Consider the following 23,269-nt stretch of genomic DNA (forward strand, 5'->3'; position numbering starts at 1 on the left):
AATTTTTCACATTTCCGTGGCGCAGTGCAGTTCTAACGGCCTGGCAGTTTTTTCCAGGTCACTTCATTTCTCAGATACACTGGCTCGGCATTTTCCACACTCACTATCCGCCCGTTCGCCCATGATGATAATGCCAGTGGCAACATATCCTCTGCCTGCGGCAGTAGCATCTGCCCGTCAGCCAGCACCACGTTATCGCTGCTAACCAGATCAGGATACGTCTGCCAGCCAGTGCCTACTGTGGCCCAATGGCCGCTCAGTGATGGCGCGTGTGCCAAGACTTGTGCCGGCGTCATTACTGCCTCAGTCTGTTCACCAAGCCAATCGCCTTGTGCGTCACGCTCAAACTCACCCCAATAGACTTCCCCCATGCGGGCATCAATCGCAGCCAATACGCGAGACGCGCCTGTCAGACGGAATGCCCCCTGAGCCATGGTCTGTAAGGTGGAAATACCTATCATTGGTAAGTCTGCGCCCAGAGCCAATCCCTGACCAATACCGATACCAATACGGACACCGGTAAAGCTACCAGGGCCACGGCCAAAGGCCAATGCATCGAGTTGCGTCAGTGATAAACCTGATTCAGCCAGTACTTGCTGCACCATCGGTAAGATTCGTTGGGTGTGTTCCCGTGGACAAAGCTCAAACAACGCCTGAACTTCGCCGTTATTCCACAATGCAACAGAACATGCTTCTGTTGCGGTATCGATCGCTAAAATTCGCGTGGACATGCCAACCTCGGCAGGAAAAGAGTATGAATTCAATACAGGGCGCGCATGATAGCACACCCCTCCTCGCTTTTCCCTTAATCGCGTTGCTTGAGAAAAGCGATGGCTTTCGCCAAATCACGGGTGCGGGGTGCTGGCGGGAGACTATTAAGGAACATCGCGCCATAAGGGCGCATCACCAGGCGATTATCACAGATAACCAGCACGCCGCGATCGTCGATGTCACGAATCAAACGCCCCACACCTTGTTTCAAGGTAATAACGGCATCAGGCAATTGCACATCATTGAACGGGTCACCACCACGTAGACGGCAATCTTCGATGCGGGCTTTCAACAAAGGGTCATCCGGTGAGGTAAACGGCAATTTGTCGATGATGACACAAGATAACGCGTCGCCCCGCACATCCACCCCTTCCCAGAAACTGCTGGTCGCCACCAGCAGTGCATTGCCTGCTGCTACAAACTGTGCCAGCAACTGCCCCTTGCTGGTTTCGCCTTGCACCAAAACAGGTAGCGTCATGCTGGCGCGGAACTCTTCGGCTAAACCACGCATCATCTGGTGTGAGGTACACAAAAAGAAGCAACGCCCTTTATTGGCATCAATCAGTGGCTTTAGCATCACCGCCAGTTTACGGGCAGCCCCAGGTTCATTTGCCGAAGGCAAATTGCGTGGCACACAGAGTAATGCCTGATTGGCGTAATCAAACGGACTGGGCAGGAGTAGCGTTTTGGCGTTCGTTAGCCCCAACCTTGAGGTGAAATGTGATAACTGATCATTAACCGACAGTGTGGCAGAGGTAAAAATCCAGCTTCCCGGTTTTTCTTCTATCAGCTCACGAAAACGATCAGAAACCGACAACGGTGTCAACGCCAGTACGAAATGGCGTGAATTACACTCATACCAATAGCTGTAGCCGGGTGTAGTGACATCTTTTAAACGCTTAAGGCGGTTGCGATACACCGTTGCACGTTCAAAAGCAGCATCCAGCATGGCTGAACGGCCAAGGGAAAGCTTCATCACGTCATAACACAACTCCAGCGCATCATCGAGCAACAGCAACGCCCGCTGAATCGCCGGTTGTTCCAGTACATCACGTAAATTGCCGCGATATCCCGGGTCGCCGAGCACCAGACGGAAATCTTGCGTGCTTTGCGTCAGACGGTCGGCGCTTTTTTGCAATTGAGCGGAGTCACGCACTTCGGTGCGATAGGCAATAATAATATCTTTTGCCAAATCCATTAGTTGTCTACTGGTCAGTTGCTGACCAAAGTATTGGCTGGCAATATCGGGGATCTGGTGGGCTTCATCGAAAATCATCACATCTGCGGTGGGGATCAGTTCGGCAAAACCGCTCTCTTTCACCACCATATCCGCCAAGAACAGATGGTGGTTCACCACCACTATATCTGCATCCATCGCCTTACGGCGGGCTTTGACCACAAAACAATCTTTATACAGCGGGCAATCACTACCCAGACAGTTATCATTGGTACTGGTGACCAACGGCCAGACAAAGCTATCCTCAGCCACCTGGCCACAGGTACTGATATCACCATCGATGGTTTCGGCTGACCAGCCACGCAAACGAACCAAATCAACCAATGTCTCACTGGCTAATTCACCCCCGGCCAATGATTGCTGTTCAAGTCGTTCCAGACAAAGATAGTTTGAGCGCCCCTTTAATAAGGCCAGCTTCCCTTTGTATTTGAGAGCAGTCGCTACCGTGGGTAAGTCACGCGAATAGAGCTGATCTTGTAACGCTTTCGAACCTGTGGAGATAATCACTTTGCAATCAGCACGCAGTGCGGGCGCCAAATAGGCAAATGTTTTACCGGTACCGGTACCTGCCTCTACCACCAATTGTTGTTTGGCATCAATAGATTCACTGATGGCCGCCGCCATTCGGCGCTGAGACTCTCGGGGGTTAAAACCTGTAATGGCCTGCGCTAATGCGCCATCTGTTGCAAAATCGTCTGTCACGCGTTCTCTTCCGGGCGAAATCAGCGGTGATTATGCCAAGCCTATCGCCCCGCGACCACACATTCTCATCATAAGCTATGCTACCCTACTACTGATAACTGACATTGACATTCACACAAGGGAGTGAAAATGAGTATTGAACGAATTAATCCAGAAAAACGTTGGTCAGATGCTGTGGTATTTAACAACACTATCTATTACACCAGCGTACCGGAAAATCTGGATGCAGACGCCACGGCGCAAACTGCCAACACACTGGCTGCAATAGATATGATGTTGAATCAGCTCGGTTCAGATAAAAGCCGTATTTTGGATGCCACCATTTTTCTGGCAGACAGTGCGGACTTCGCGGCGATGAATGCGGCGTGGGATGCCTGGGTGGTTGATGGCAATGCGCCAGTGCGTTGTACCGTCGAAGCCAAATTGATGAATCCGAAGTACAAAGTTGAAATCAAAATTATTGCGGCTATTTGATTTTGCGATCTGCGGGGCGACTGCACTGATGGGCACTCTGACGGCTCGCGCCCCTTGTATTTTAAACAAATAAGGACCCATTCAGTACATTTCCCCGCTTATCAGCTTCGATTAAAAACTGTCACTCGATATACCCAAAGTAATTGGAGTTGCAGGTAGGCTGCCAGCAAACAATTCCCGATGAGCTTACACCGGTAAGTGATTCGGGTTTGCGCGCGCAGCCAACACCCCTGCAGCTTCAAGTACAAAGGGGATATCAGGACAGCTTAATCATCACCATGCCAGCCAGTAGCAAAATCAGGCCGATCCAGCCTTTATAGTTCAGTCGCTGATTAAACAAAATCCAACCTGCGGCCACGGTGGCGGCAATACCGAACCCGCCCCACAAGGCATAAGCCACTGATAATTCAATGCCTTTCACTGCTTGTGCCAAAGCACTGAATGCCCCTAACACTGACAGCAGTGATAATATGCCTAACCATACTCGGCGAAAACCATCTGACATTTTCAGCAAGATATTGGCAATGATTTCCAGGATGACCGCCAAAATCAGAAACGCAATATGGTAAAACTCAAGCTGTTGCATGCTGCTCACCTGAATTGTTGTGCGGACTGCTTGGTTTCTTCGGCTTACGCGTCCCTGACTTCACTAACATTATGCCGCCGATCAAGGTCACTAAACCGGCAATTTTCAGTGGTGATAAGCTTTCATCAAACCACAGCACGCTAAACACAGTAATAATCAGGATGCCAATCCCTTCCCACAGGGCATAGGCCACGCCTAGCGCGACTTTCTTCACTGCCAGAGCCAGTAAAATGTATGAACCGGTTATCATAAAATACATCACGATATGCCCGGTCATTTCACCACTGACACTGGCATATTTCATTGATAACGTGCCGATAATTTCTGCGACAATCGCTAAACCTAAAAATATCCAATAAATCATCATTCTTCTCCTAACACAGCTACCCTATCGATTTCAAAGTGCAAGCAGCGACCTCAAAGAGGCGAGGCCCATGGACGGCCGAGTAATAAGTGGCCAACATCCCTGCTATTTGAAAAGTGACGGGTAAAACGCACGCTAAGGTCTATTTGTTACGGTTATCCTAATTTGATGCCCTATTCACAAGGAATAGACATGCGCAGGCCGTAAGAAATAGAAACTCACTTGGCGTATAAACTTTTTTATACCCTAAATAATTCGAATTGCCGGAAGGCGCTAAGCAAGAGACCCCCGATGAGCTTACATCAGTAAGTGATTCGGGTGATTGAACGCAGCCAACGCACATGCAGCATGAAGTATGACGGGTATTTAAGATGGAAGAATAAAGACGCTACAGCTCGCTACACCAGTGATGCTCACTGGCCAGAATGGCTGACAGGAAAAGTTGACAGGCAGAAGGTTTGAAAGTAATTCCATTAGTTTTAATCATAATATATCTCTTTTTTTTAGCCACACATGCTTTAGCTACATACTTGTTTGCCAAACCTAGTGTGATACGCCTAAAACCCTCATCAAAATGGAATAATTCACTGCTGTATTTTTACCACAGCCAATTTTATAAAGCAAACCATCAATTTTATAAATAGTTTAAAAAAAGAGATTATAAAATAATAAGTTAGTGGTTCTAAAAAAACAAAACCCCTGCATGGCAGAGGTTTATAGTTTGACGAGATTATGCGAATTATCTCGTCAGTTCAGGAGGTTAGAACAGCTTATGCTGTTGCACCCGCCACGGCTTGTTTGGCTAATTCAGTAATACGAGCGTAGTCCCCTTTTTCCAGCGCATCTGCCGGAACCAACCATGAACCGCCAATACACAATACGCTTTTCAGCGCCAGGTAATCACGGTAGTTATTCGGGGTAATGCCGCCGGTTGGGCAGAAACGCACTTGCGAGAATGGGCCGCCGATGGCTTGCAATGCTTTAACACCACCGTTAGCTTCTGCCGGGAAGAATTTAAACTCACGCAGGCCATAACTCATACCCAGCATCAGTTCTGAAACGGTGCTGATCCCAGGAATTAATGGGATTGAGCCTGCAGTGGCTGCCTTAAGTAATTCATCAGTCAGCCCTGGGCTGATAGCAAATTGCGCGCCAGCCTCAACCACATCAGCCAACTGCTGTGGATTGAGCACAGTACCTGCGCCGACAATCGCCTCAGGAACTTCTTTTGCGATAGCACGGATAGCCTCAACAGCACAAGGGGTGCGCAACGTCACTTCCAGCACCCGAACACCGCCAGCCACCAGGGCTTTTGCCAACGGTACCGCCTGCTCGAGCTTATTAATCACAATCACCGGGACCACGGGGCCTGCGGTCATGATCTGTTCTGCGCTCGTTTTCCAGCTTTTCATCAGTTGTTATCTCCACTTATGCCGATTGGCATGTACTCACCCGAGGGTGCCAGTTGAAATATGGCAGGCAGAACATGTATTCCTGCTTCTGTCTGCCATAAAGAATCACAATGCGAGCCAGCTAACGACTCTTTATTATTGCGCCTAGGTGAGGCGCTGTTATCGGGAATATACCCGTCATACTTCAAGCTGCATGTACGTTGGCTACGCTCAATAACCCGAGTCACTTACTGATGTAAGCTCATCGGGGTTAATGAGCCTCATCCTACGGGCTAGCATAAATACTGTTCAAATCGCTTCCCGACCGATTTGTCTCTCGCTTGCCGCCTTCCTGCAACTCGAATTATTTAGGGTATAGTCATAACCTAAATATTTATTCGAACTCATTCCATGAACGACCGTCGCGGGTAATCATGGCAACGGATGCCACCGGCCCCCAGGTTCCAGATTGATATGGCTTAGGTGCGTCATTATCAGCCGCCCATGCATCCATAATGGAATCGACCCATTTCCACGCTTCCTCAACCTCATCACGGCGCACAAACAGTGCCTGAATACCACGCATGGTCTCCAGCAACAGACGTTCGTAGGCATCAGCAATATGCTGCTCGTTAAAGGTTTTGGAGAAGCTGAGGTCCAGCTTTGTGGTTTGCAGACGGTGTTTATGCTCCAGACCTGGCACTTTATTCAGCACTTCAATCTCGATACCTTCATCCGGTTGCAAGCGGATCGTCAGCTTGTTTTGAGGCAATTGCTGATAAGACTCGCGGAACAGATTCAGTGCCGGATTTTTAAAGTAAACCACCACTTCAGAACATTTTGTTGGCAGGCGTTTGCCGGTTCTCAAATAGAACGGCACCCCAGCCCAACGCCAGTCATCAATATCGACACGGATAGAAACAAACGTTTCAGTGTTGCTGTTCTTATTCGCCCCTTCCTCTTCCAGATAGCCGGGTACTTTATTACCCTGGACAAAACCGGCGGTATACTGACCACGTACTGTGGTTTCCCGCACATTGGTGTGGTCGATACGGCGCAATGATCGCAGTACTTTCACTTTTTCATCACGAATTCGGTCAGTACTGAGATCTGCTGGCGGTGACATGGCAATCATGGTCAGGATTTGCAGCAGATGGTTCTGGATCATGTCACGCATCTGGCCGGCTTCATCAAAATAGCCCCAGCGCCCTTCAATCCCGACCTCTTCGGCAACCGTGATCTGCACATGGTCAATAGTGCGATTATCCCAGTTAGAAGCAAACAGTGAGTTAGCAAAACGCAGAGCCAACAGGTTCAGTACTGTCTCTTTACCTAAATAGTGGTCGATACGGTAAACCTGACACTCGTTGAAATATTCTGCCACTTGATCGTTAATCACCCGAGAAGAGACCAAATCCTTCCCTAACGGTTTTTCCATTACCACACGAGCAGGCTCTTTATTCAGCCCTGCTTCGCCCAATCCTTTACAAATTGCACCAAACGTATCGGGCGGCATGGCAAAGTAGTTAATGGTGGTACGATTTTTTTGATCCAGCATCTTGCCCAATTTGGCAAAGTGTTTGCTGTCATTGACATCCAAATTACAGAAGTCGAGACGAGAACTGAGCTTTTGCCACAATTCATCATCCATCTTCTCTTTCATAAAGGTATCGAGGGCTTCCTTTACCACGGCTGTGTACGCGTCTTTGTCCCACTCGGCACGGCCTACGCCGATGATGCGAGTATCTGGGTGGATGTGACCCGCTTTCTCTAATTGGTAAAGGGAAGGCAGCAGTTTCCGGCGAGCCAAGTCTCCCTTAGCGCCGAAAATCACCAGATCACACGCCTGGGCTGCCTGGGCTGTATTAGTTACCGCCATGTTATTCTCCTCGTTGCAGGATATTTGTAATTTTCTTACATTACTAATGTACTCTCTTTGACTATAGCCAGTAAACCCAGATAAAAGCAGAGCAAAAAAGGTTAAAAAACATCCATCAGGGTGCCAAGCCGCGCCAAATCAGGCCGTGCAACTTTAAAATGTAATTTTATGACGTTTTTGACAACTATTTACCATTATGAAAATTAGACACAGGTCATATTCTGGTGAAAAAACCTTACTTCCCACCCTATGCCACTGCCAACGGGTCCCAGCTCGTAGTATATTTTCATTAAACCGGCATAGATTTCTCCTTTAAATGAAATCGGTAAAACCCATGGGTGACTCTCGATATATGAATACGCTGGAAAATATCCAAAATAGTCTGGACCTCCTGAGCAAATCAGAAAGGAAAGTCGCCGAGGTGATCCTCGCCTCCCCACAAACTGCCATCCATTCAAGTATCGCGACACTAGCCAAAATGGCGAACGTTAGCGAACCGACGGTTAACCGTTTTTGCCGCCGACTGGACACCAAAGGTTTCCCTGATTTTAAACTGCATTTGGCGCAAAGTCTGGCAAATGGCACACCTTATGTGAACCGCAATGTCGAAGAAGATGATAGTGTAGCTGCTTACACGACAAAAATTTTCGAATCGACCATGGCCAGCTTGGATATGGCGAAAAACAATTTAGATATTGCGGCCATTAATCGGGCAGTAGATTTACTGACTCAGGCGAAGAAAATTTCGTTCTTTGGCCTTGGCGCCTCTGCCGCGGTTGCTCACGATGCGATGAATAAATTTTTCCGTTTCAATATTCCGGTAATTTATTTCGATGACATCGTTATGCAACGTATGAGTTGTATGAATTCCAGTGAGGGTGATGTAGTGGTATTGATCTCTCACACTGGCCGGACGAAAAACCTGGTCGAGTTGGCCCACTTAGCCCGTGAAAACGATGCCACAGTGATTGCTATCACCTCGCGTGATACACCGCTGGCAAATGAAGCAACACTATCACTGCTGCTGGATGTGCCGGAAGATACTGATATGTACATGCCGATGGTCTCCCGTATTGCTCAATTGACATTAATTGATGTGCTGGCAACCGGGTTTACCCTACGGCGTGGAGCAAAATTCAGGGATAACCTGAAACGTGTGAAAGACGCCTTGAAAGAATCGCGCTTTGATAAAGGTTCGCCGCGCGTCAACAGCGGTGAATAACGTCAAGGGCAGAAGTCGCTTTGTTTTGTGTTAGCGCATCTTCTGGAGTAATAATTTGACGTATTATTGGAAAATAGTCCTTGTATGGCGGCGGTAAACGTTACCAAAACCGATAAGGGGTAAATAGCTCGCTTTTGTAATGTTGTCATTGATGTATTGGTGGTGCTCGGATGGGGCCATTTATGCATCAATCGTTTTACATCCGCAAGCGGATAACATGCATGGCGCTGTGTGGTAAAACAGGGTTATCGTATCGCATGTCGTCGTAAAATTTGATCTTAATTACATTTTACTATCGGATTCATTATCCGCTGTTTTAACAACACCATGCTTCATCAGTCAACGGAGTAAGAGATGTCCAGACGGCTCAGAAGGACCAAGATTGTTACTACACTGGGGCCGGCTACCGACCGCGACAATAATCTGGAAAAGATTATTGCTGCTGGTGCTAACGTAGTCCGCCTGAATTTTTCCCATGGTAGCGCCGAAGATCATGAGTTGCGGGCCAATAAAGTCCGTGAGATCGCTGCAAGATTAGGGCGCCATGTTGCTATTCTTGGCGATTTGCAAGGTCCTAAAATCCGGGTATCTACTTTTAAGGAAGGCAAAGTATTCCTTAACGTACATGATAAATTCTTGCTCGATGCCAATATGGCAAAAGGCGAAGGTGATAAAGACAAAGTCGGTATCGATTACAAAGGCCTACCCGCTGATGTGGTTCCTGGTGATATTTTGCTGCTGGATGATGGCCGGGTACAATTAAAAGTCATTGAAGTCCAGGGCATGAAAGTGTTCACCGAAGTTACTGTCGGTGGCCCTCTCTCCAATAATAAGGGCATTAATAAGCTCGGTGGCGGTCTGTCGGCAGAAGCGCTGACAGAAAAAGACAAAGCCGATATTATTACCGCCGCTAAAATCGGGGTGGACTTCCTGGCTGTTTCGTTCCCACGGACTGGCGAAGATTTGCATTATGCCCGCCGTTTGGCGCGTGATGCTGGCTGTAATGCACAAATCGTGGCAAAAGTTGAGCGTGCTGAAGCGGTTGCAACCGATGAAGCTATGGATGATATCATCCTGGCCTCTGATGTAGTGATGGTTGCCCGTGGTGATTTGGGGGTAGAAATTGGTGACCCAGAGCTGGTGGGAATTCAGAAGAAACTGATCCGCCGTGCTCGTCAGCTTAACCGTGCGGTTATCACCGCGACTCAAATGATGGAGTCAATGATAACCAACCCGATGCCAACCCGTGCGGAAGTGATGGACGTTGCTAACGCCGTGCTAGATGGTACTGACGCTGTTATGTTGTCAGCAGAAACCGCTGCCGGTCAGTATCCAGCAGAAACTGTTGCTGCTATGGCACGAGTTTGTCTGGGTGCGGAGAAGATCCCAAGTATCAATGTGTCTAAACACCGCCTTGATGTGCAATTCGACAATGTCGAAGAAGCTATCGCGATGTCGACCATGTATGCAGCAAACCACCTGAAAGGTATCACGGCCATTATCGCCATGACCGAATCTGGCCGTACGGCACTGATGATGTCCCGTATCAGCTCCGGTTTGCCTATCTTTGCGATGTCGCGTCATGACCATACTTTAAATCTGACGGCAATCTACCGTGGTGTCACGCCAGTTTATTGTGATACCCATACTGATGGTGTTCTGGCGGCCAGTGAAGCTGTCAGCCGACTGAAAGATAAAGGTTTCCTGGTCTCAGGTGATCTGGTTATTGTAACGCAGGGCGATGTGATGGGGACTATTGGTACGACCAATACCAGCCGCATCCTACGTGTTGAGTAGTTTGCTGTAGCCAATAAATGCAAAAGCCCGCGACTAAAATGTGCGGGCTTTTTTATGTTTAATCACGATAGCGACTGTTAAATATCCTTACGAACATAAGGCTCTATCTCACCCTCTTTACGGGTTTTCAACAACTTAAGAATCCAGGTATATTGCTCCGGGTTGGGTTTGACCAACAACTCAACTTCTTCATTCATACGGCGGGCAATATAGGCGTCATCAGCATCAGCCAAATCATCCATCGGTGGACGAATATAGATATCAAGGCGGTGTTCGCGATAATTATAGACTGGGAACATCGGTACGATTGCCGCACGACATACTTTCATCAAACGCCCCACTGCTGGCAAGGTCGCCTTATAGGTGGCAAAGAAATCAACAAATTCACTTTGCTCAGGGCCATAATCTTCATCCGGCAAATAGTAGCCCCAGAACCCCTGGCGCACTGAACTGATAAATGGCTTGATGCCACTTTCACGCGCATGAATTCGCCCACCAAATCGCAAACGGGCACTATTCCATAAATAATCAACTAGCGGATTGCGCTGATGGTGGAACATACCGGCAACTGGTTTGCCCTGTTCTGCGAGCAGCATTGCCGGTATATCGATCGACCAGGCATGTGGCACCAACAAAATGACATTACGCTGCTGCTGCTGCAACTCGTCAAGAATCTCCAAACCGTGCCAATGAACCCGAGAGAGTACTTTCTTCGGTTCACGAAAGCACAGTTCTGCCATCATCATCAACGGTTGCGCCGCAGTGGCAAACATCTGGTCAATGATATGTTCGCGCTCAGCTTCCGGCAGCTCTGGCATACAATAAAGAAGATTAATCCGCGCGCGACGACGGGCGCTCTTGGCAAACTTGCCCGCCAGACGGCCAATCCCTGCTAACAAAGGATCGCGGAATTTCGGTGGCACATAAGCCATCGCGGCCATAGAACCGGCCCCCAACCATACCCCCCAAAACCGTGGGTGGAGGAAAGATTTCTTAAATACCGGAATAAAGCCAGCGGCGTCATGTTTATCTTTATGCATGGGGGAACTCTTGGAATTCTGTGGGCTAATAATAGTATACCCTTCATCCTTGAAGCCGCAGGGTTGCTAGCTACTCCCACTCACCCGAATCACTTAACCTAAGTTCATTGGGATTCGTAGGTTTGCTGCCCCCTGCAACTCCACTGTCTGGGTATAACACTCCGGTAGATAGTGGTTACTGGATAGCGGTTAATCCAGTTGTAACTGCGGAATGACCTGCTTGGCGATAGCCAGATATTCACTGCGGTCTTTACCACTCAAGCCTTCTGAGCGCGGTAATTTAGCGGTTAATGGATTAACGGCTTGCTGATTCATCCAGAATTCATAGTGCAAATGAGGACCAGTAGAGCGGCCAGTATTACCTGACAATGCGATACGATCACCACGTTTTACTTTTTGACCTGGCTTGACCAACAACTTTTTCAGATGCATATAACGGGTGGTGTATTGGCGACCATGGCGGATAGCAACATAGTTACCCGCAGCCCCACTGCGTTTTGCGATCACGACTTCACCATCACCGACGGCGAGCACTGGCGTCCCGACAGGCATAGAGAAATCCACACCTTTATGCGGGGCAATACGCCCGGTTACCGGGTTTAGGCGGCGTGGGTTAAAGTTTGACGACACCCGGAATTGCTTCATGGTAGGGAAACGCATGAAACCACGGGCCAGGCCAGAACCAAGCCGGTCATAAAATTTACCGTCATCGGCACGGATAGCGTAGTAATCCTTACCACCGGAACGCATACGCACCCCGACCAGCTGGCTTTGCTCACTGCGGCCATCAAGAATTTCACGTGACATCAAAACCGAGAATTGATCACCTTTACGCAGTTTGGCGAAGTCAAGCTGCCACTGTAATGCTTTAGTGACCGCGCGAATCTCGGAAGCCGTCAAGCCTGCCTTCCTGGCGCTGGTGACAAAGCTGCCATCAAGGCGACCCGTCAGAACCTTGTTGCTCCACTCACCTTTTTGTAGCTCTTTGGTCTCTTTGAAATTATTGCCAACACGGTCATAAGTCCGCGTTTCACGACGAGAAACTTCCCAAGTCAAGCTCTGTAAATCACCGGTATCATTGACGGTCCAAGAGATTTGCTGCCCGATCTTCAGATTACGCAGATCACGGTTTTGCGTCGCCAACAGCGACACATCAGAGATATCAATGCCGTACTGGGTAAGAATGCTGCTCAGGGTATCCCCAGTTGAAACCACATACTCATGAACACCGGTTTCACTAACATCTTTGGCATCTAGCTCATCTTGTGGAATTTCATCATCAGGCGTGGGCTGATCGATGGGTTCGCTGGCTTCAGGTAATAAAATGCGGGTTTGGCTGGTATCTAATACCACGCTCTTAGCGACAGGTTCATGCTCGGGGTGATAAACAAAAGGCCGCCAAACAGCTACGGCCAGTGTCATTACAGTCAACGACCCCAGCATAATACGGTGGGGTCGAGGGAGATTGTTATACGCCAAGGTGATAGTTCGGACTATCTGCTGCACTTATGAGTATCCTTTTAATCTTACTTCAGGCAGCTCACGTATTGGTTCGACAACTGAGACAAAAAGTTCACATAGCTGTCCTTGCCTAATACGATACCGCTGCCCAAGGGATCCAAGGTGCCTGAACGCACATTTGTTCCTTTAGCAACGGCATTAATGACGGCCGGCCTGAATTGTGGCTCAGCAAAAACGCATACCGCTTTATGCTCAACCAACTGTGTTCGAATTTGATGTAAACGCTGCGCACCAGGCTGTATTTCGGGATTGACTGTAAAATACCCTAACGGGCTCAAGCCAAAGTGTTTTTCAAAGTAGCCATAGGCATCATGAAAGACGAAATATCCCTTACCTTGGGCAGGCTTCAACATAGTAGCAATATTTTTTTCGTTTTGCGCTAGTTGATCCTCGAATCGGCGCAGGTTTGCATCTAATTTGTCCTTATTTTGTGGCATAAGTTCCAATAATCTGTCGTGAATAGCGATTGCAGATTGTTTCGCAATCGTTGGCGACAACCAAATATGCATGTTGTTCTCGCCATGATGGTGCTCGTCACTGTGATTATCTTCAGCATGATCATGGTCATGCCCTGCGGTTTCACCTTCATGTTCATCATGTTCGTCACCTTTGATCAATAAAGGTGTAACTGAAGGTAACTCAGCCAGTGCAATCTTTTTATTATCAGCAACTTGTGTCAATGGTTTTGTTAAAAATGCTTCCATTTCTGGTCCGACCCAAATAACCAGCTCGGCACTGCGTAACCGCTGGACATCCGACGGACGAAGCGCATAATCGTGTGGCGATGCACCATCGGGCAATAATACTTCCGTTGGTAACACCCCATCGGCAATGGCAGAGGCAATAAAACCTAATGGCCGTACTGATGTAACGACCGCCGCTGAGGCAATATTAAATGGGTTGGCAATTAAAATTGCGCTGGCTAGCATTGCCCGCTTTAGCCATTTTTTTTTATGTAACATAATACGAATTCTCGACGTTTTGTTGGGTAAAGCGTAATATTATAACATTCACTCGGTTCTGCAAACGTAATCATAATGTCCACATTGGTAACTCTACATAATATATCCGTCACTTTTGGTAGCCGGCGGGTACTGAACGATATCTCCCTTTCACTGCGACCGGGAAGAATTCTCACCCTGCTTGGGCCAAATGGTGCCGGTAAATCGACGCTGGTTCGCGTGGTACTGGGGCTGATTCCTCCCACCAGCGGCACGCTTGTCCGTCAGCCGGGCTTACGCATCGGTTATGTTCCGCAAAAACTTCATTTGGATGCCACATTACCGCTCACTGTAAGCCGTTTTATGCGTTTGAAACCGGGTGTCAAAAAGGCGGATATCCTGCCGGCACTCAAGCGTGTGCATGCAGCACATTTATTAGACCAACCCATGCAAAGACTGTCTGGCGGTGAGAACCAACGCGTGCTGTTAGCCCGTGCATTACTGAACAAACCGCAGTTACTGGTACTGGATGAGCCAACGCAAGGTGTTGATGTTAATGGGCAATTAGCGCTATACGACTTAATCGAGCAACTGCGTAAAGAGTTAGGCTGTGCTGTTATGATGGTTTCCCATGACTTGCATTTAGTGATGGCCAAAACTGATGAAGTATTATGCCTTAACCAACATATCTGCTGTTCTGGTGCACCAGAGGTTGTTTCCACTCATCCTGAATTTATTGCCATGTTTGGCAATCGTGGCGCTGAGCAGCTAGCGGTTTATCGCCACCACCATAATCATCGACACGATTTGCACGGAAAGATTATTTTGAAGAACAGCGGGAGTCGTGAGGCATGATTGAATTATTGCTACCTGGCTGGTTAGCAGGAGTATTATTGGCAACAGCGGCCGGCCCGCTGGGGTCGTTCGTCGTTTGGCGTCGAATGTCCTATTTTGGTGATACTCTGGCCCATGCCTCCTTACTGGGTGTTGCTTTTGGTTTACTGCTAAATGTGAATCCGTTTTATGCCGTGATTGTAATGACCATGGTATTAGCCGTGATTTTGGTGTGGTTAGAACGCCGCCCACAGTTAGCAGTCGATACGCTACTGGGGATCATGGCTCACAGCGCATTATCACTGGGCCTGGTGGTCGTGAGTCTGATGCATAATGTCCGGGTCGATTTAATGGCCTATCTGTTTGGTGATCTGCTTTCCGTAACACTGAGTGATATCTGGTTGATTGCCGTAGGTGTTATTGTGGTGTTAGCGGTGCTGTGTTGGCAATGGCGGGCACTGCTGTCAATGACGGTTAGCCCGGAGCTGGCTCATGTTGATGGGGTCAACCTAGAACGGGTACGGATGTTGCTAATGCTGGTCACCGCACTGACTATCGGGCTGTCGATGAAGTTTGTTGGCGCGCTGATTATCACCTCACTGCTAATCATTCCTGCTGCGGCAGCTCGTCGTTTTGCCCGAACCCCCGAACAGATGGCTGGAATTGCCATCGGTATCGGTATTGTTGCCGTGACCGGTGGTCTGACATTCTCTGCTTTCTATGACACCCCCGCTGGGCCTTCAGTGGTACTTTGTGCGGCGGTCATGTTTGTACTCAGCCTGTCACAAAAGGCGCGTGGATAATTGCTCGATTAAAGGGGGGTTAGAGTAATAAACCCCCTATCCACCCTTACCATTAATGTTCTCAAACCATTAACTCCCGCCACTAATAGCAATAACCTCGTTCACGATTAGCGTCTATTGCTAAATATTCCAACAATCATCAATTCTGTATTTTATATTTTAATTAGTGTGATCAACCACAAATACAATAAAATTGCAGTGTAATACCCTGCCTATCACTCAAATCAATGAGCAATATAATGGTTATGCAGATACCTCTTTCATTTCTGCATGGGCTTGTATGCTCCCAATTTACGCAGAATGATTATTCCGCAGAGGCGGTTCTCATGGATAGATCCACACCCACTGGTTTACTTCAGCAACCCAAACCATTCTTCATGATTTTCTTTGTCGAACTATGGGAGAGGTTCGGTTATTACGGTGTTCAAGGTATTCTTGCTGTTTTCTTCGTAAAGCAGTTAGGGTTTTCACAGGAACAAGCGTTTGTCACTTTTGGGGCTTTTGCCGCTTTGGTTTATGGCCTGATTTCGATTGGTGGATATGTCGGCGACCATTTATTAGGCACTAAACGCACCATGGTATTAGGCGCTATCGTGCTGGCTCTCGGATACTTTGCTACCGGTTTATCACTATATAACCCAAATCTAATCTTCTTTGCTTTGGGGACCATTGCTGTCGGTAATGGTTTGTTTAAAGCTAATCCGGCTAGCCTATTGTCAAAATGCTATCTCCCCAAAGATCCACGCCTTGATGGGGCCTTCACCTTGTTTTACATGTCGATCAATATCGGCTCCCTAATTTCACTGTCATTGGCTCCGGTTATTGCCGAACGCTTCGGTTATACCGTGACCTATTATTTGTGCGGTATTGGTTTGATTTTTGCTTTGTTGGTCTATTTCTGCTGCCGCCATATGGTGAGTCATATCGGTTCCGAGCCTGATGCTAAACCGTTAAATTGGCGAAACTTGCTACTGGTACTGGCTGGTAGTGCGGTGATGATATGTCTCTGTGCTTGGTTAATGAACCATGTGGTGATTGCCAATCTGGTGCTGATCGTCTTATCGTTGATTGTGGTATTTATCTTTTTCAAAGAAGCATTTAAGCAGGATAAATTAGGCCGCAATAAAATGTATGTCGCTTTTATTCTGATGATTGAAGCTATCGTCTTCTACGTGCTGTATGCACAGATGCCGACGTCACTCAACTTCTTCGCCATCAATAATGTTCATCATGAAATTCTTGGTTTCACTATCAATCCGGTGAGTTTCCAGGCACTAAATCCATTCTGGGTAGTGGTGGCCAGCCCGATTTTAGCCTCAATTTATACCCGCCTGGGCAGTAAAAACCGTGACTTATCGATGCCGGCCAAATTTACTTTAGGTATGTTTTTATGTTCACTGGGTTTTCTGACAGCGGCCGCCGCGGGGATGTGGTTTGCTGATGCACAAGGTCTGACATCACCTTGGTTTATCGTTCTGGTTTACTTATTCCAGAGCCTGGGGGAATTGATGATCAGTGCTTTAGGTTTAGCGATGGTGGCGGCACTGGTACCGCAATATCTGATGGGCTTTATTCTGGGGATGTGGTTCCTGACGCAAGCCGCATCGTTCCTGATTGGCGGTTATGTTGCCACCTTTACCGCGACACCAGAAGGGATAACAGACCCACTCGAAACACTGCCTATCTATACCGATGTTTTTGGCAAAATTGGCATCGCCACACTGGCCATTGCACTGGTTATGGCGCTACTCATTCCATGGCTTAATCGAATGATTAACATACCTGTCGGCGAACAAGCAACCGCCTGACTATCACTCCATCAGGGCTGGCATTGGCTCAGCCCTGCATCAAAAAATTTACTCTTCGCGGGTAATCCCAAAATGTTTGTAAGCATGATTGGTGGCAATTCGCCCACGTGGTGTGCGTTGAATAAAACCTTGTTGGATCAAATAAGGTTCCAGTACGTCTTCAATCGTTTCCCGCTCTTCGCCAATCGCGGCGGCCAAGTTATCCAGCCCTACCGGACCGCCCATAAACTTGTCAATCACGGCGAGCAACAGCTTACGGTCCATAAAGTCAAACCCTTCGGCATCGACATTAAGCATATCTAGCGCTTTCATCGCCACATCGCCGTTAATCGCGCCATCGGCTCTGACCTCAGCAAAATCTCGCACCCGGCGCAGCAGACGGTTAGTGATACGTGGCGTCCCTCTTGAACGACGCGCCAGTTGATGAGCCCCTTCTGGCGTCAGTTCCAACCCCATACACTTGGCACTGCGCGCGACAATATGTTCTAAATCTGCCACCTGATAAAATTCCAGGCGTTGCACAATACCAAACCTGTCACGCAGTGGAGAGGTCAATGAACCGGCGCGAGTGGTGGCACCAATCAGGGTAAATGGCGGCAGATCAAGTTTGATTGAACGGGCGGCGGGGCCTTCACCAATCATGATATCCAATTGATAATCTTCCATTGCCGGATAGAGGATCTCCTCTACAACCGGCGATAATCGATGGATTTCATCAATAAACAGGACATCGTGTGGTTCAAGATTGGTCAGCATCGCCGCTAAGTCACCGGCCTTTTCCAAGACCGGGCCGGAGGTAGTTCGCAGGTTCACCCCCATCTCATTAGCAACAATATTTGCCAATGTGGTTTTACCCAGCCCTGGCGGGCCGAAAATCAGGACATGATCAAGCGCGTCGCCACGCTGTTTTGCCGCCTGAATGAAGATTTCCATTTGCTCGCGGACGTGGGGCTGCCCGACATATTCTGCCAATAGCTTTGGTCGGATAGCCCGATCAATGCTCTCTTCATCACTGATAATACCTGCCGATATCAGGCGGTCTGCTTCAATCATCCTGTATGACTCACTCTATAATGCGGAACGCAGAGCGTCGCGGATCAGGGTTTCACAGTCAGCACCCGGTTTAGCAATTTTGCTCACCAAACGGCTGGCTTCCTGTGGTTTATAGCCCAAAGCAACCAGTGCCGAAGCAGCTTCCGCCTCAATATCGGCATCCGATGTTTGCGATGAACTGGCGGGCAACTGAATATCGCCGGTATTATTGAACAGATCGCCATTCAGACCTTTAAAGCGGTCTTTCATTTCCACCACCAGCCGTTCGGCCGTCTTCTTGCCGACACCGGGTAATTTAACCAAAGTGGTAATGTCTTCCCGTTCAACCGCGGCCACAAATTGCTGCGCAGACATGCCGGAGAGAATGGCCAGCGCCAGTTTAGGACCAACACCGTTAACTTTAATCAGTTCGCGAAACAGCGCCCGCTCCTGCTTATCATTAAAGCCATACAAAAGCTGAGCATCTTCACGCACGATAAATTGGGTAAAGATAATGGCTTCCTGCCCCAAGTCCGGCAGCTCATAAAAGCAGGTCATTGGTAATTGGACTTCATAGCCAACACCGTTTGTTTCCAACAGCACCAACGGTGGCTGTTTTTCCAGAATGATACCTCTGAGGCGCCCTATCACGTTGACTCTCTCCTCGTTTACCCGCGGTCGGGTATAAACATAATGGCTGTTTATAGCATAAAAAAGGCTGGATGGATATCCAGCCAACAATAACTGTTAACCTGTTCGCGTCTGGTAATGGGTTAGCGAATTCTGCCACGCGCCAATGTCATTTGGTCATTCCCCAATCGCAAGGTATTTTGACTAAGATGGCAATGGGTTATCGCAATAGCTAATGCATCAGCCGCATCGGCCTGGGGATTCGCTGGCAGTTTTAACAGTGAACGCACCATATGTTGAACCTGACTTTTTTCTGCCGCCCCGGTTCCCACCACAGTTTGCTTTACCTGGCGGGCTGCATATTCAGAAACCGGTAAATTCAGGTTTACCGCAGCAACAATTGCAGCGCCGCGTGCTTGCCCCAGCTTTAACGCCGAATCCGGGTTTTTCGCCATAAACACTTGTTCAATAGCAAAAAAATCAGGTTGGAACTGAGTGATAATTTCAGTCACACCAGCATAAATTAGCTTCAGACGAGTAGGCATATCGTCAACAACAGTGCGGATACAACCGCTGCCCAGATAAGTGAGCTGACGGCCTTGCTGGCGAATAACGCCATAACCGGTGACACGAGAACCGGGATCGATGCCTAATACGATCGCCATACCAGTTTTTTACCTTATTCGCTGCATTGCTTCTCATTAATATTATGTTGAGTAACATTAATGAGCAAAGGCACCGTACCTGTGCAATACCGGGGGTGCCTCTAAAAACACTGGCCACAGAATGCGGCCAGTGAGAATGACATAACTCATTGAACAACCGGATGAGATGACGCTGTTTTACAATGTTGCCGCCACTTCATCAGAGATTTCACCGTTATGGTAAACCTCTTGCACATCATCAGAATCTTCCAGCATATCGATCAAACGCAGCAGTTTTGGTGCGGTTTCTGCATCCAAATCCGCTTTGGTTGATGGAATCAACGCAACTTCAGCACCTTCAGCCACCAGACCCGCTGCATCCAAAGCATCTTTCACCGCGCCCAATGACTCCCAAGCAGTGAACACATCAATAGCACCGTCATCATATACCACGATATCATCGGCACCCGCTTCCAATGCCGCATCCATCACGGTATCTTCAGCCAGACCTGGTGCGTAAGAAATGACGCCTTTTTTGGTAAACAGATAGGAAACAGAACCATCGGTTCCCAAATTACCGCTGGTCTTAGTGAATGCATGGCGGACTTCAGATACGGTACGGTTACGGTTATCACTCAGACATTCAACCATCACGGCAGTGCCGCCAGGTCCGTAGCCTTCGTAAATAATGGTTTCCATATTGTTATCTTCGTCACCACCAACACCACGGGCAATTGCGCGGTTCAGGGTGTCACGCGTCATATTATTCGATAACGCTTTATCGATGGCCGCACGTAAACGTGGGTTTGCGCCGGGATCACCACCACCCAGACGTGCCGCAGTCACCAGCTCACGGATAATTTTAGTGAAAATCTTACCGCGCTTAGCATCCTGTGCCGCTTTGCGGTGTTTTGTGTTGGCCCATTTACTATGACCTGCCATAAATAAGTATCTCCAAAAATACTAGCTTGAATAAAGAACATACTCTTCAATCGCTTGCTGATTACTCCAGGATTTAGTTAATGCTGCGGCATCTGCAGCATCTAACCACTGGTAGGCAAGATGTTCGGTGATAACCACATCCCGCTCTTCGGGTAACGCCAGACAGAACCAATGTTCTTTATTCCGCGTAACACCCGGCGCATAGCGACGGCGCAAATGCACAAAGAGTTCAAATTCCACACAACGCAGGCAGTCGAGTAGATCAAGGTTTTCACCCAGTATATCAATGCCGACTTCTTCCTTTACTTCGCGCTGTGCGGTTTGCCGCGGCGCTTCCCCCTCTTCCAGACTGCCGGTCACCGACTGCCAAAAATCAGGATCATCACGCCGTTGCAACATCAACACCCGACCACTGGATCTGGCGTAGATCACCGCCAGTATTGATTCTGGGCGCTTATACCCGTCATCTTTCAAACTGCAAGTGTGTTGGCTTCGCTCAATCATCCGAATCACTTACCGGTGTAAGCTCACCGGGATTCTCTTGCTTGCCGCCTTCCTGCATCTTGAAATCTATTGGGTATATATAATTCATTACTTATTCTCTTCTTCCGCTACGTCTGTTGCCCCTTTCTTCGCCACTACGCTGATTGACAGCTCTTGCAGAGAAGCAGGATTAGCAAAGCTTGGCGCATCGGTCATCAGACAAGCCGCCGCAGTGGTTTTCGGGAAAGCAATGACATCACGAATGTTATCAGTACCGGTCAGCAGCATCACCAGACGATCCAGACCGAAAGCCAGACCTGCGTGTGGTGGTGTGCCATATTTCAATGCGTCCAGCAGGAAGCCAAATTTCTCACGCTGCTCGTGTTCATTGATACCCAGAATACCAAACACCTGTTGCTGCATTTCGGTACGGTGAATACGCACGGAACCGCCACCTACTTCATAACCGTTAATCACCATATCGTACGCATTGGCGATAGCCGTAGTCGGTGCCGCAGCCAATTGCTCTGGGCTCATCTCTTTTGGTGCAGTAAACGGATGATGCATCGCCGTTAGGCCGCCTTCGCTATCATCTTCAAACATCGGGAAGTCAACCACCCACAGCGGCGCCCATGTTCCCAGTTTGGTCAGTTCCAGATCACGACCTACTTTCAGACGCAATGCACCCATCGCGTCAGTGACGATTTTGTTGCTATCGGCACCAAAGAACAGGATATCGCCGCTTTCAGCCTGAGTGCGAGCCAGAATGGCTTCCAGCACCTCTGCAGTGAGGAATTTCGCAATGGGGCTTTGTACACCCTCAACGCCGGCTGCACGGTCATTGACTTTCAACCATGCCAAGCCTTTCGCGCCATAGATGTTGACAAACTGGCCGTACTCATCAATTTGCTTACGGGTAACCTGTGCGCCACCGGGAACACGCAGTGCAGCGACACGACCTTTGACATCATTTGCCGGGCCAGAGAAGACTTTAAACTCAACCTCTTTAACCAGATCCGCAACATCCACCAATTCCATTGGGTTACGCAGGTCTGGTTTATCAGAACCGAAACGACGCATAGCTTCAGCAAAAGTCATCACCGGGAAATCACCCAGCTCGACACCGTTGGTTTCCTGCCACAATTCACGCACCAGTCTCTCCATCACTTCGCGCACTTGATCGGCGGTCATGAAAGAGGTTTCAACATCGATTTGGGTGAATTCAGGCTGGCGGTCAGCACGCAAATCTTCATCACGGAAGCATTTTACGATCTGATAATAACGGTCAAAGCCAGACATCATCAGCAACTGTTTAAACAGTTGTGGTGATTGTGGCAATGCATAGAACTTGCCTTTGTGTACCCGGCTTGGCACCAGATAGTCACGCGCACCTTCTGGCGTTGCCTTGGTCAGCATTGGGGTTTCAATATCGAGAAAACCATGGCTGTCCATAAAGCGACGGACAAAGCTGGTGATTTTTGCACGGGTTTTCAGGCGATCGGCCATTTCCGGGCGACGCAAATCCAAATAGCGATACTTCAGACGCTGCTCTTCAGTGTTGGTCTGATTAGAGTCCAGTGGCAACGGCTCAGAACGGTTGATGATATTCAGCGCATTGGCAAAGATTTCCACTTCCCCCGTCGACATATCTTTATTGATTTGGCTATCTGGGCGCGCACGCACGGTGCCGGTAATCTGGATACAGAACTCATTACGCAACTCTGAAGCCTGTTCAAAAGCGGCTTTATGGTCTGGATCGAAAAATACCTGAACGATGCCTTCGCGATCACGCATATCAATAAAAATCAGACCACCGAGGTCACGACGACGGTTAACCCAACCACAAAGTGTAACGCTTTGGCCCACATGGGACAGATTCAACTGCCCGCAATACTCAGTACGCATACAATATCCTTTTACTCAGCCGATGCCACACGCGTTATGCACTGTCCGTGCGACTGTTTTCTTAGGTGTTTTGGATTAAAGAGTCTTGAAAAATGGGGGCCATTATAAAGGAATTTCATGGTATAGATAAGAGCGAACGCACAGCTCAGGCATGACAAAATCCCTTTCAGCGATGTTTTAACACATCATTTAACAAATTTATCCCCTCACAAGGACCGCCCGATAACATATGCTAGCAACAACGGGTCAGCAGGTGGAACCGC

21 protein-coding genes are annotated in these 23,269 nt (G+C 48.5%); 6 read left to right on the forward strand and 15 right to left on the reverse strand.

What is annotated here, in order from left to right:
- Positions 1 to 32 precede the first annotated feature (32 nt).
- The gene (tsaB, locus tag V2A84_RS08435; protein WP_420073102.1) at positions 33 to 731 is read right to left on the reverse strand and encodes a tRNA (adenosine(37)-N6)-threonylcarbamoyltransferase complex dimerization subunit type 1 TsaB; all 699 of its coding nucleotides are present in this window, start codon (positions 729 to 731) and stop codon (positions 33 to 35) included.
- A 74-nt stretch (positions 732 to 805) separates the two neighbouring features.
- A complete protein-coding gene (locus V2A84_RS08440; protein WP_102970416.1) occupies positions 806 to 2,710 on the reverse strand; it encodes an ATP-dependent DNA helicase in 1,905 nt (634 codons plus the stop codon).
- 129 nt (positions 2,711 to 2,839) lie between these two features.
- On the opposite strand from V2A84_RS08440, the gene V2A84_RS08445 reads away from it, so the two are divergent.
- A complete protein-coding gene (locus V2A84_RS08445; protein ID WP_083158990.1) occupies positions 2,840 to 3,184 on the forward strand; it encodes a RidA family protein in 345 nt (114 codons plus the stop codon).
- A 256-nt stretch (positions 3,185 to 3,440) separates the two neighbouring features.
- Here the strand turns inward: V2A84_RS08445 and mdtI are convergent, their stop codons facing one another.
- The 4 genes from mdtI to zwf all read right to left on the reverse strand — a co-directional run bounded on the left by mdtI (position 3,441) and on the right by zwf (position 7,404).
- Positions 3,441 to 3,770 (reverse strand): multidrug/spermidine efflux SMR transporter subunit MdtI, encoded by a 330-nt coding sequence (gene mdtI, locus V2A84_RS08450; RefSeq protein WP_005163022.1) that lies wholly within the window; start codon positions 3,768 to 3,770, stop codon positions 3,441 to 3,443.
- The gene (mdtJ, locus tag V2A84_RS08455) at positions 3,757 to 4,134 is read right to left on the reverse strand and encodes a multidrug/spermidine efflux SMR transporter subunit MdtJ (RefSeq protein ID WP_193784816.1); all 378 of its coding nucleotides are present in this window, start codon (positions 4,132 to 4,134) and stop codon (positions 3,757 to 3,759) included. Before mdtJ ends, mdtI begins: the two co-directional genes overlap by 14 nt.
- A 770-nt stretch (positions 4,135 to 4,904) precedes the next feature.
- Complete coding sequence (locus V2A84_RS08460; RefSeq protein WP_083158992.1) at positions 4,905 to 5,546, reverse strand: bifunctional 4-hydroxy-2-oxoglutarate aldolase/2-dehydro-3-deoxy-phosphogluconate aldolase; 642 nt, start codon at positions 5,544 to 5,546, stop codon at positions 4,905 to 4,907.
- Positions 5,547 to 5,919: 373 nt separating this feature from the next.
- The gene (gene zwf / locus V2A84_RS08465) at positions 5,920 to 7,404 is read right to left on the reverse strand and encodes a glucose-6-phosphate dehydrogenase (protein ID WP_083158993.1); all 1,485 of its coding nucleotides are present in this window, start codon (positions 7,402 to 7,404) and stop codon (positions 5,920 to 5,922) included.
- 334 nt (positions 7,405 to 7,738) lie between these two features.
- Between zwf and V2A84_RS08470 the strand changes: the two genes are divergently transcribed.
- Together V2A84_RS08470 and pyk are read left to right on the forward strand one after the other, a co-directional pair.
- Positions 7,739 to 8,626 (forward strand): MurR/RpiR family transcriptional regulator, encoded by an 888-nt coding sequence (locus V2A84_RS08470; protein ID WP_372558924.1) that lies wholly within the window; start codon positions 7,739 to 7,741, stop codon positions 8,624 to 8,626.
- Positions 8,627 to 8,980: 354 nt separating this feature from the next.
- On the forward strand, positions 8,981 to 10,423 hold the full coding sequence (gene pyk / locus V2A84_RS08475) for a pyruvate kinase (RefSeq protein WP_083158995.1): 1,443 nt from the start codon (positions 8,981 to 8,983) through the stop codon (positions 10,421 to 10,423).
- Between the two features lie 77 nt (positions 10,424 to 10,500).
- Here the strand turns inward: pyk and lpxM are convergent, their stop codons facing one another.
- The 3 genes from lpxM to znuA all read right to left on the reverse strand — a co-directional run bounded on the left by lpxM (position 10,501) and on the right by znuA (position 13,946).
- Positions 10,501 to 11,463 carry a lauroyl-Kdo(2)-lipid IV(A) myristoyltransferase gene (gene lpxM, locus V2A84_RS08480; RefSeq protein WP_083158996.1) on the reverse strand — a complete coding sequence of 321 codons (963 nt, stop codon included), beginning with the start codon at positions 11,461 to 11,463 and terminating at the stop codon, positions 10,501 to 10,503.
- 189 nt (positions 11,464 to 11,652) lie between these two features.
- Positions 11,653 to 12,969, reverse strand: a complete 1,317-nt coding sequence (gene mepM, locus V2A84_RS08485; RefSeq protein ID WP_102970417.1) for a murein DD-endopeptidase MepM — start codon at positions 12,967 to 12,969, stop codon at positions 11,653 to 11,655.
- A gap of 20 nt (positions 12,970 to 12,989) precedes the next feature.
- A complete protein-coding gene (znuA, locus tag V2A84_RS08490; protein WP_083158997.1) occupies positions 12,990 to 13,946 on the reverse strand; it encodes a zinc ABC transporter substrate-binding protein ZnuA in 957 nt (318 codons plus the stop codon).
- 75 nt (positions 13,947 to 14,021) lie between these two features.
- Between znuA and znuC the strand changes: the two genes are divergently transcribed.
- The 3 genes from znuC to dtpB all read left to right on the forward strand — a co-directional run bounded on the left by znuC (position 14,022) and on the right by dtpB (position 17,370).
- Positions 14,022 to 14,780 carry a zinc ABC transporter ATP-binding protein ZnuC gene (gene znuC, locus V2A84_RS08495; RefSeq protein ID WP_083158998.1) on the forward strand — a complete coding sequence of 253 codons (759 nt, stop codon included), beginning with the start codon at positions 14,022 to 14,024 and terminating at the stop codon, positions 14,778 to 14,780.
- A complete protein-coding gene (znuB, locus tag V2A84_RS08500) occupies positions 14,777 to 15,562 on the forward strand; it encodes a zinc ABC transporter permease subunit ZnuB (protein WP_083158999.1) in 786 nt (261 codons plus the stop codon). The genes znuC and znuB overlap by 4 nt, the downstream gene beginning before the upstream one ends.
- 326 nt (positions 15,563 to 15,888) lie before the next feature.
- Positions 15,889 to 17,370, forward strand: coding sequence for a dipeptide/tripeptide permease DtpB (gene dtpB, locus V2A84_RS08505; RefSeq protein ID WP_083159000.1), 1,482 nt, complete (start codon positions 15,889 to 15,891; stop codon positions 17,368 to 17,370).
- Positions 17,371 to 17,418: 48 nt separating this feature from the next.
- Here the strand turns inward: dtpB and ruvB are convergent, their stop codons facing one another.
- The 6 genes from ruvB to aspS form a co-directional block, all read right to left on the reverse strand.
- Complete coding sequence (gene ruvB / locus V2A84_RS08510) at positions 17,419 to 18,423, reverse strand: Holliday junction branch migration DNA helicase RuvB (RefSeq protein ID WP_083159001.1); 1,005 nt, start codon at positions 18,421 to 18,423, stop codon at positions 17,419 to 17,421.
- Between the two features lie 15 nt (positions 18,424 to 18,438).
- A complete protein-coding gene (gene ruvA, locus V2A84_RS08515; protein WP_083159002.1) occupies positions 18,439 to 19,053 on the reverse strand; it encodes a Holliday junction branch migration protein RuvA in 615 nt (204 codons plus the stop codon).
- A gap of 122 nt (positions 19,054 to 19,175) precedes the next feature.
- Positions 19,176 to 19,697: a crossover junction endodeoxyribonuclease RuvC gene (ruvC, locus tag V2A84_RS08520; protein ID WP_005185237.1), complete on the reverse strand. Its 522-nt coding sequence runs from the start codon at positions 19,695 to 19,697 to the stop codon at positions 19,176 to 19,178.
- A 177-nt stretch (positions 19,698 to 19,874) separates the two neighbouring features.
- Positions 19,875 to 20,618 (reverse strand): YebC/PmpR family DNA-binding transcriptional regulator, encoded by a 744-nt coding sequence (locus V2A84_RS08525; RefSeq protein WP_442848700.1) that lies wholly within the window; start codon positions 20,616 to 20,618, stop codon positions 19,875 to 19,877.
- A 21-nt stretch (positions 20,619 to 20,639) separates the two neighbouring features.
- Positions 20,640 to 21,122, reverse strand: a complete 483-nt coding sequence (gene nudB, locus V2A84_RS08530) for a dihydroneopterin triphosphate diphosphatase (protein ID WP_102970418.1) — start codon at positions 21,120 to 21,122, stop codon at positions 20,640 to 20,642.
- 87 nt (positions 21,123 to 21,209) lie between these two features.
- On the reverse strand, positions 21,210 to 23,006 hold the full coding sequence (gene aspS / locus V2A84_RS08535; RefSeq protein ID WP_083159004.1) for an aspartate--tRNA ligase: 1,797 nt from the start codon (positions 23,004 to 23,006) through the stop codon (positions 21,210 to 21,212).
- Between the last annotated feature and the right edge of the window lie 263 nt (positions 23,007 to 23,269).

The organism is Yersinia sp. 2553 StPb PI (assembly GCF_052217105.1).
Taxonomy (GTDB): Bacteria; Pseudomonadota; Gammaproteobacteria; order Enterobacterales; family Enterobacteriaceae; genus Yersinia; species Yersinia enterocolitica_E.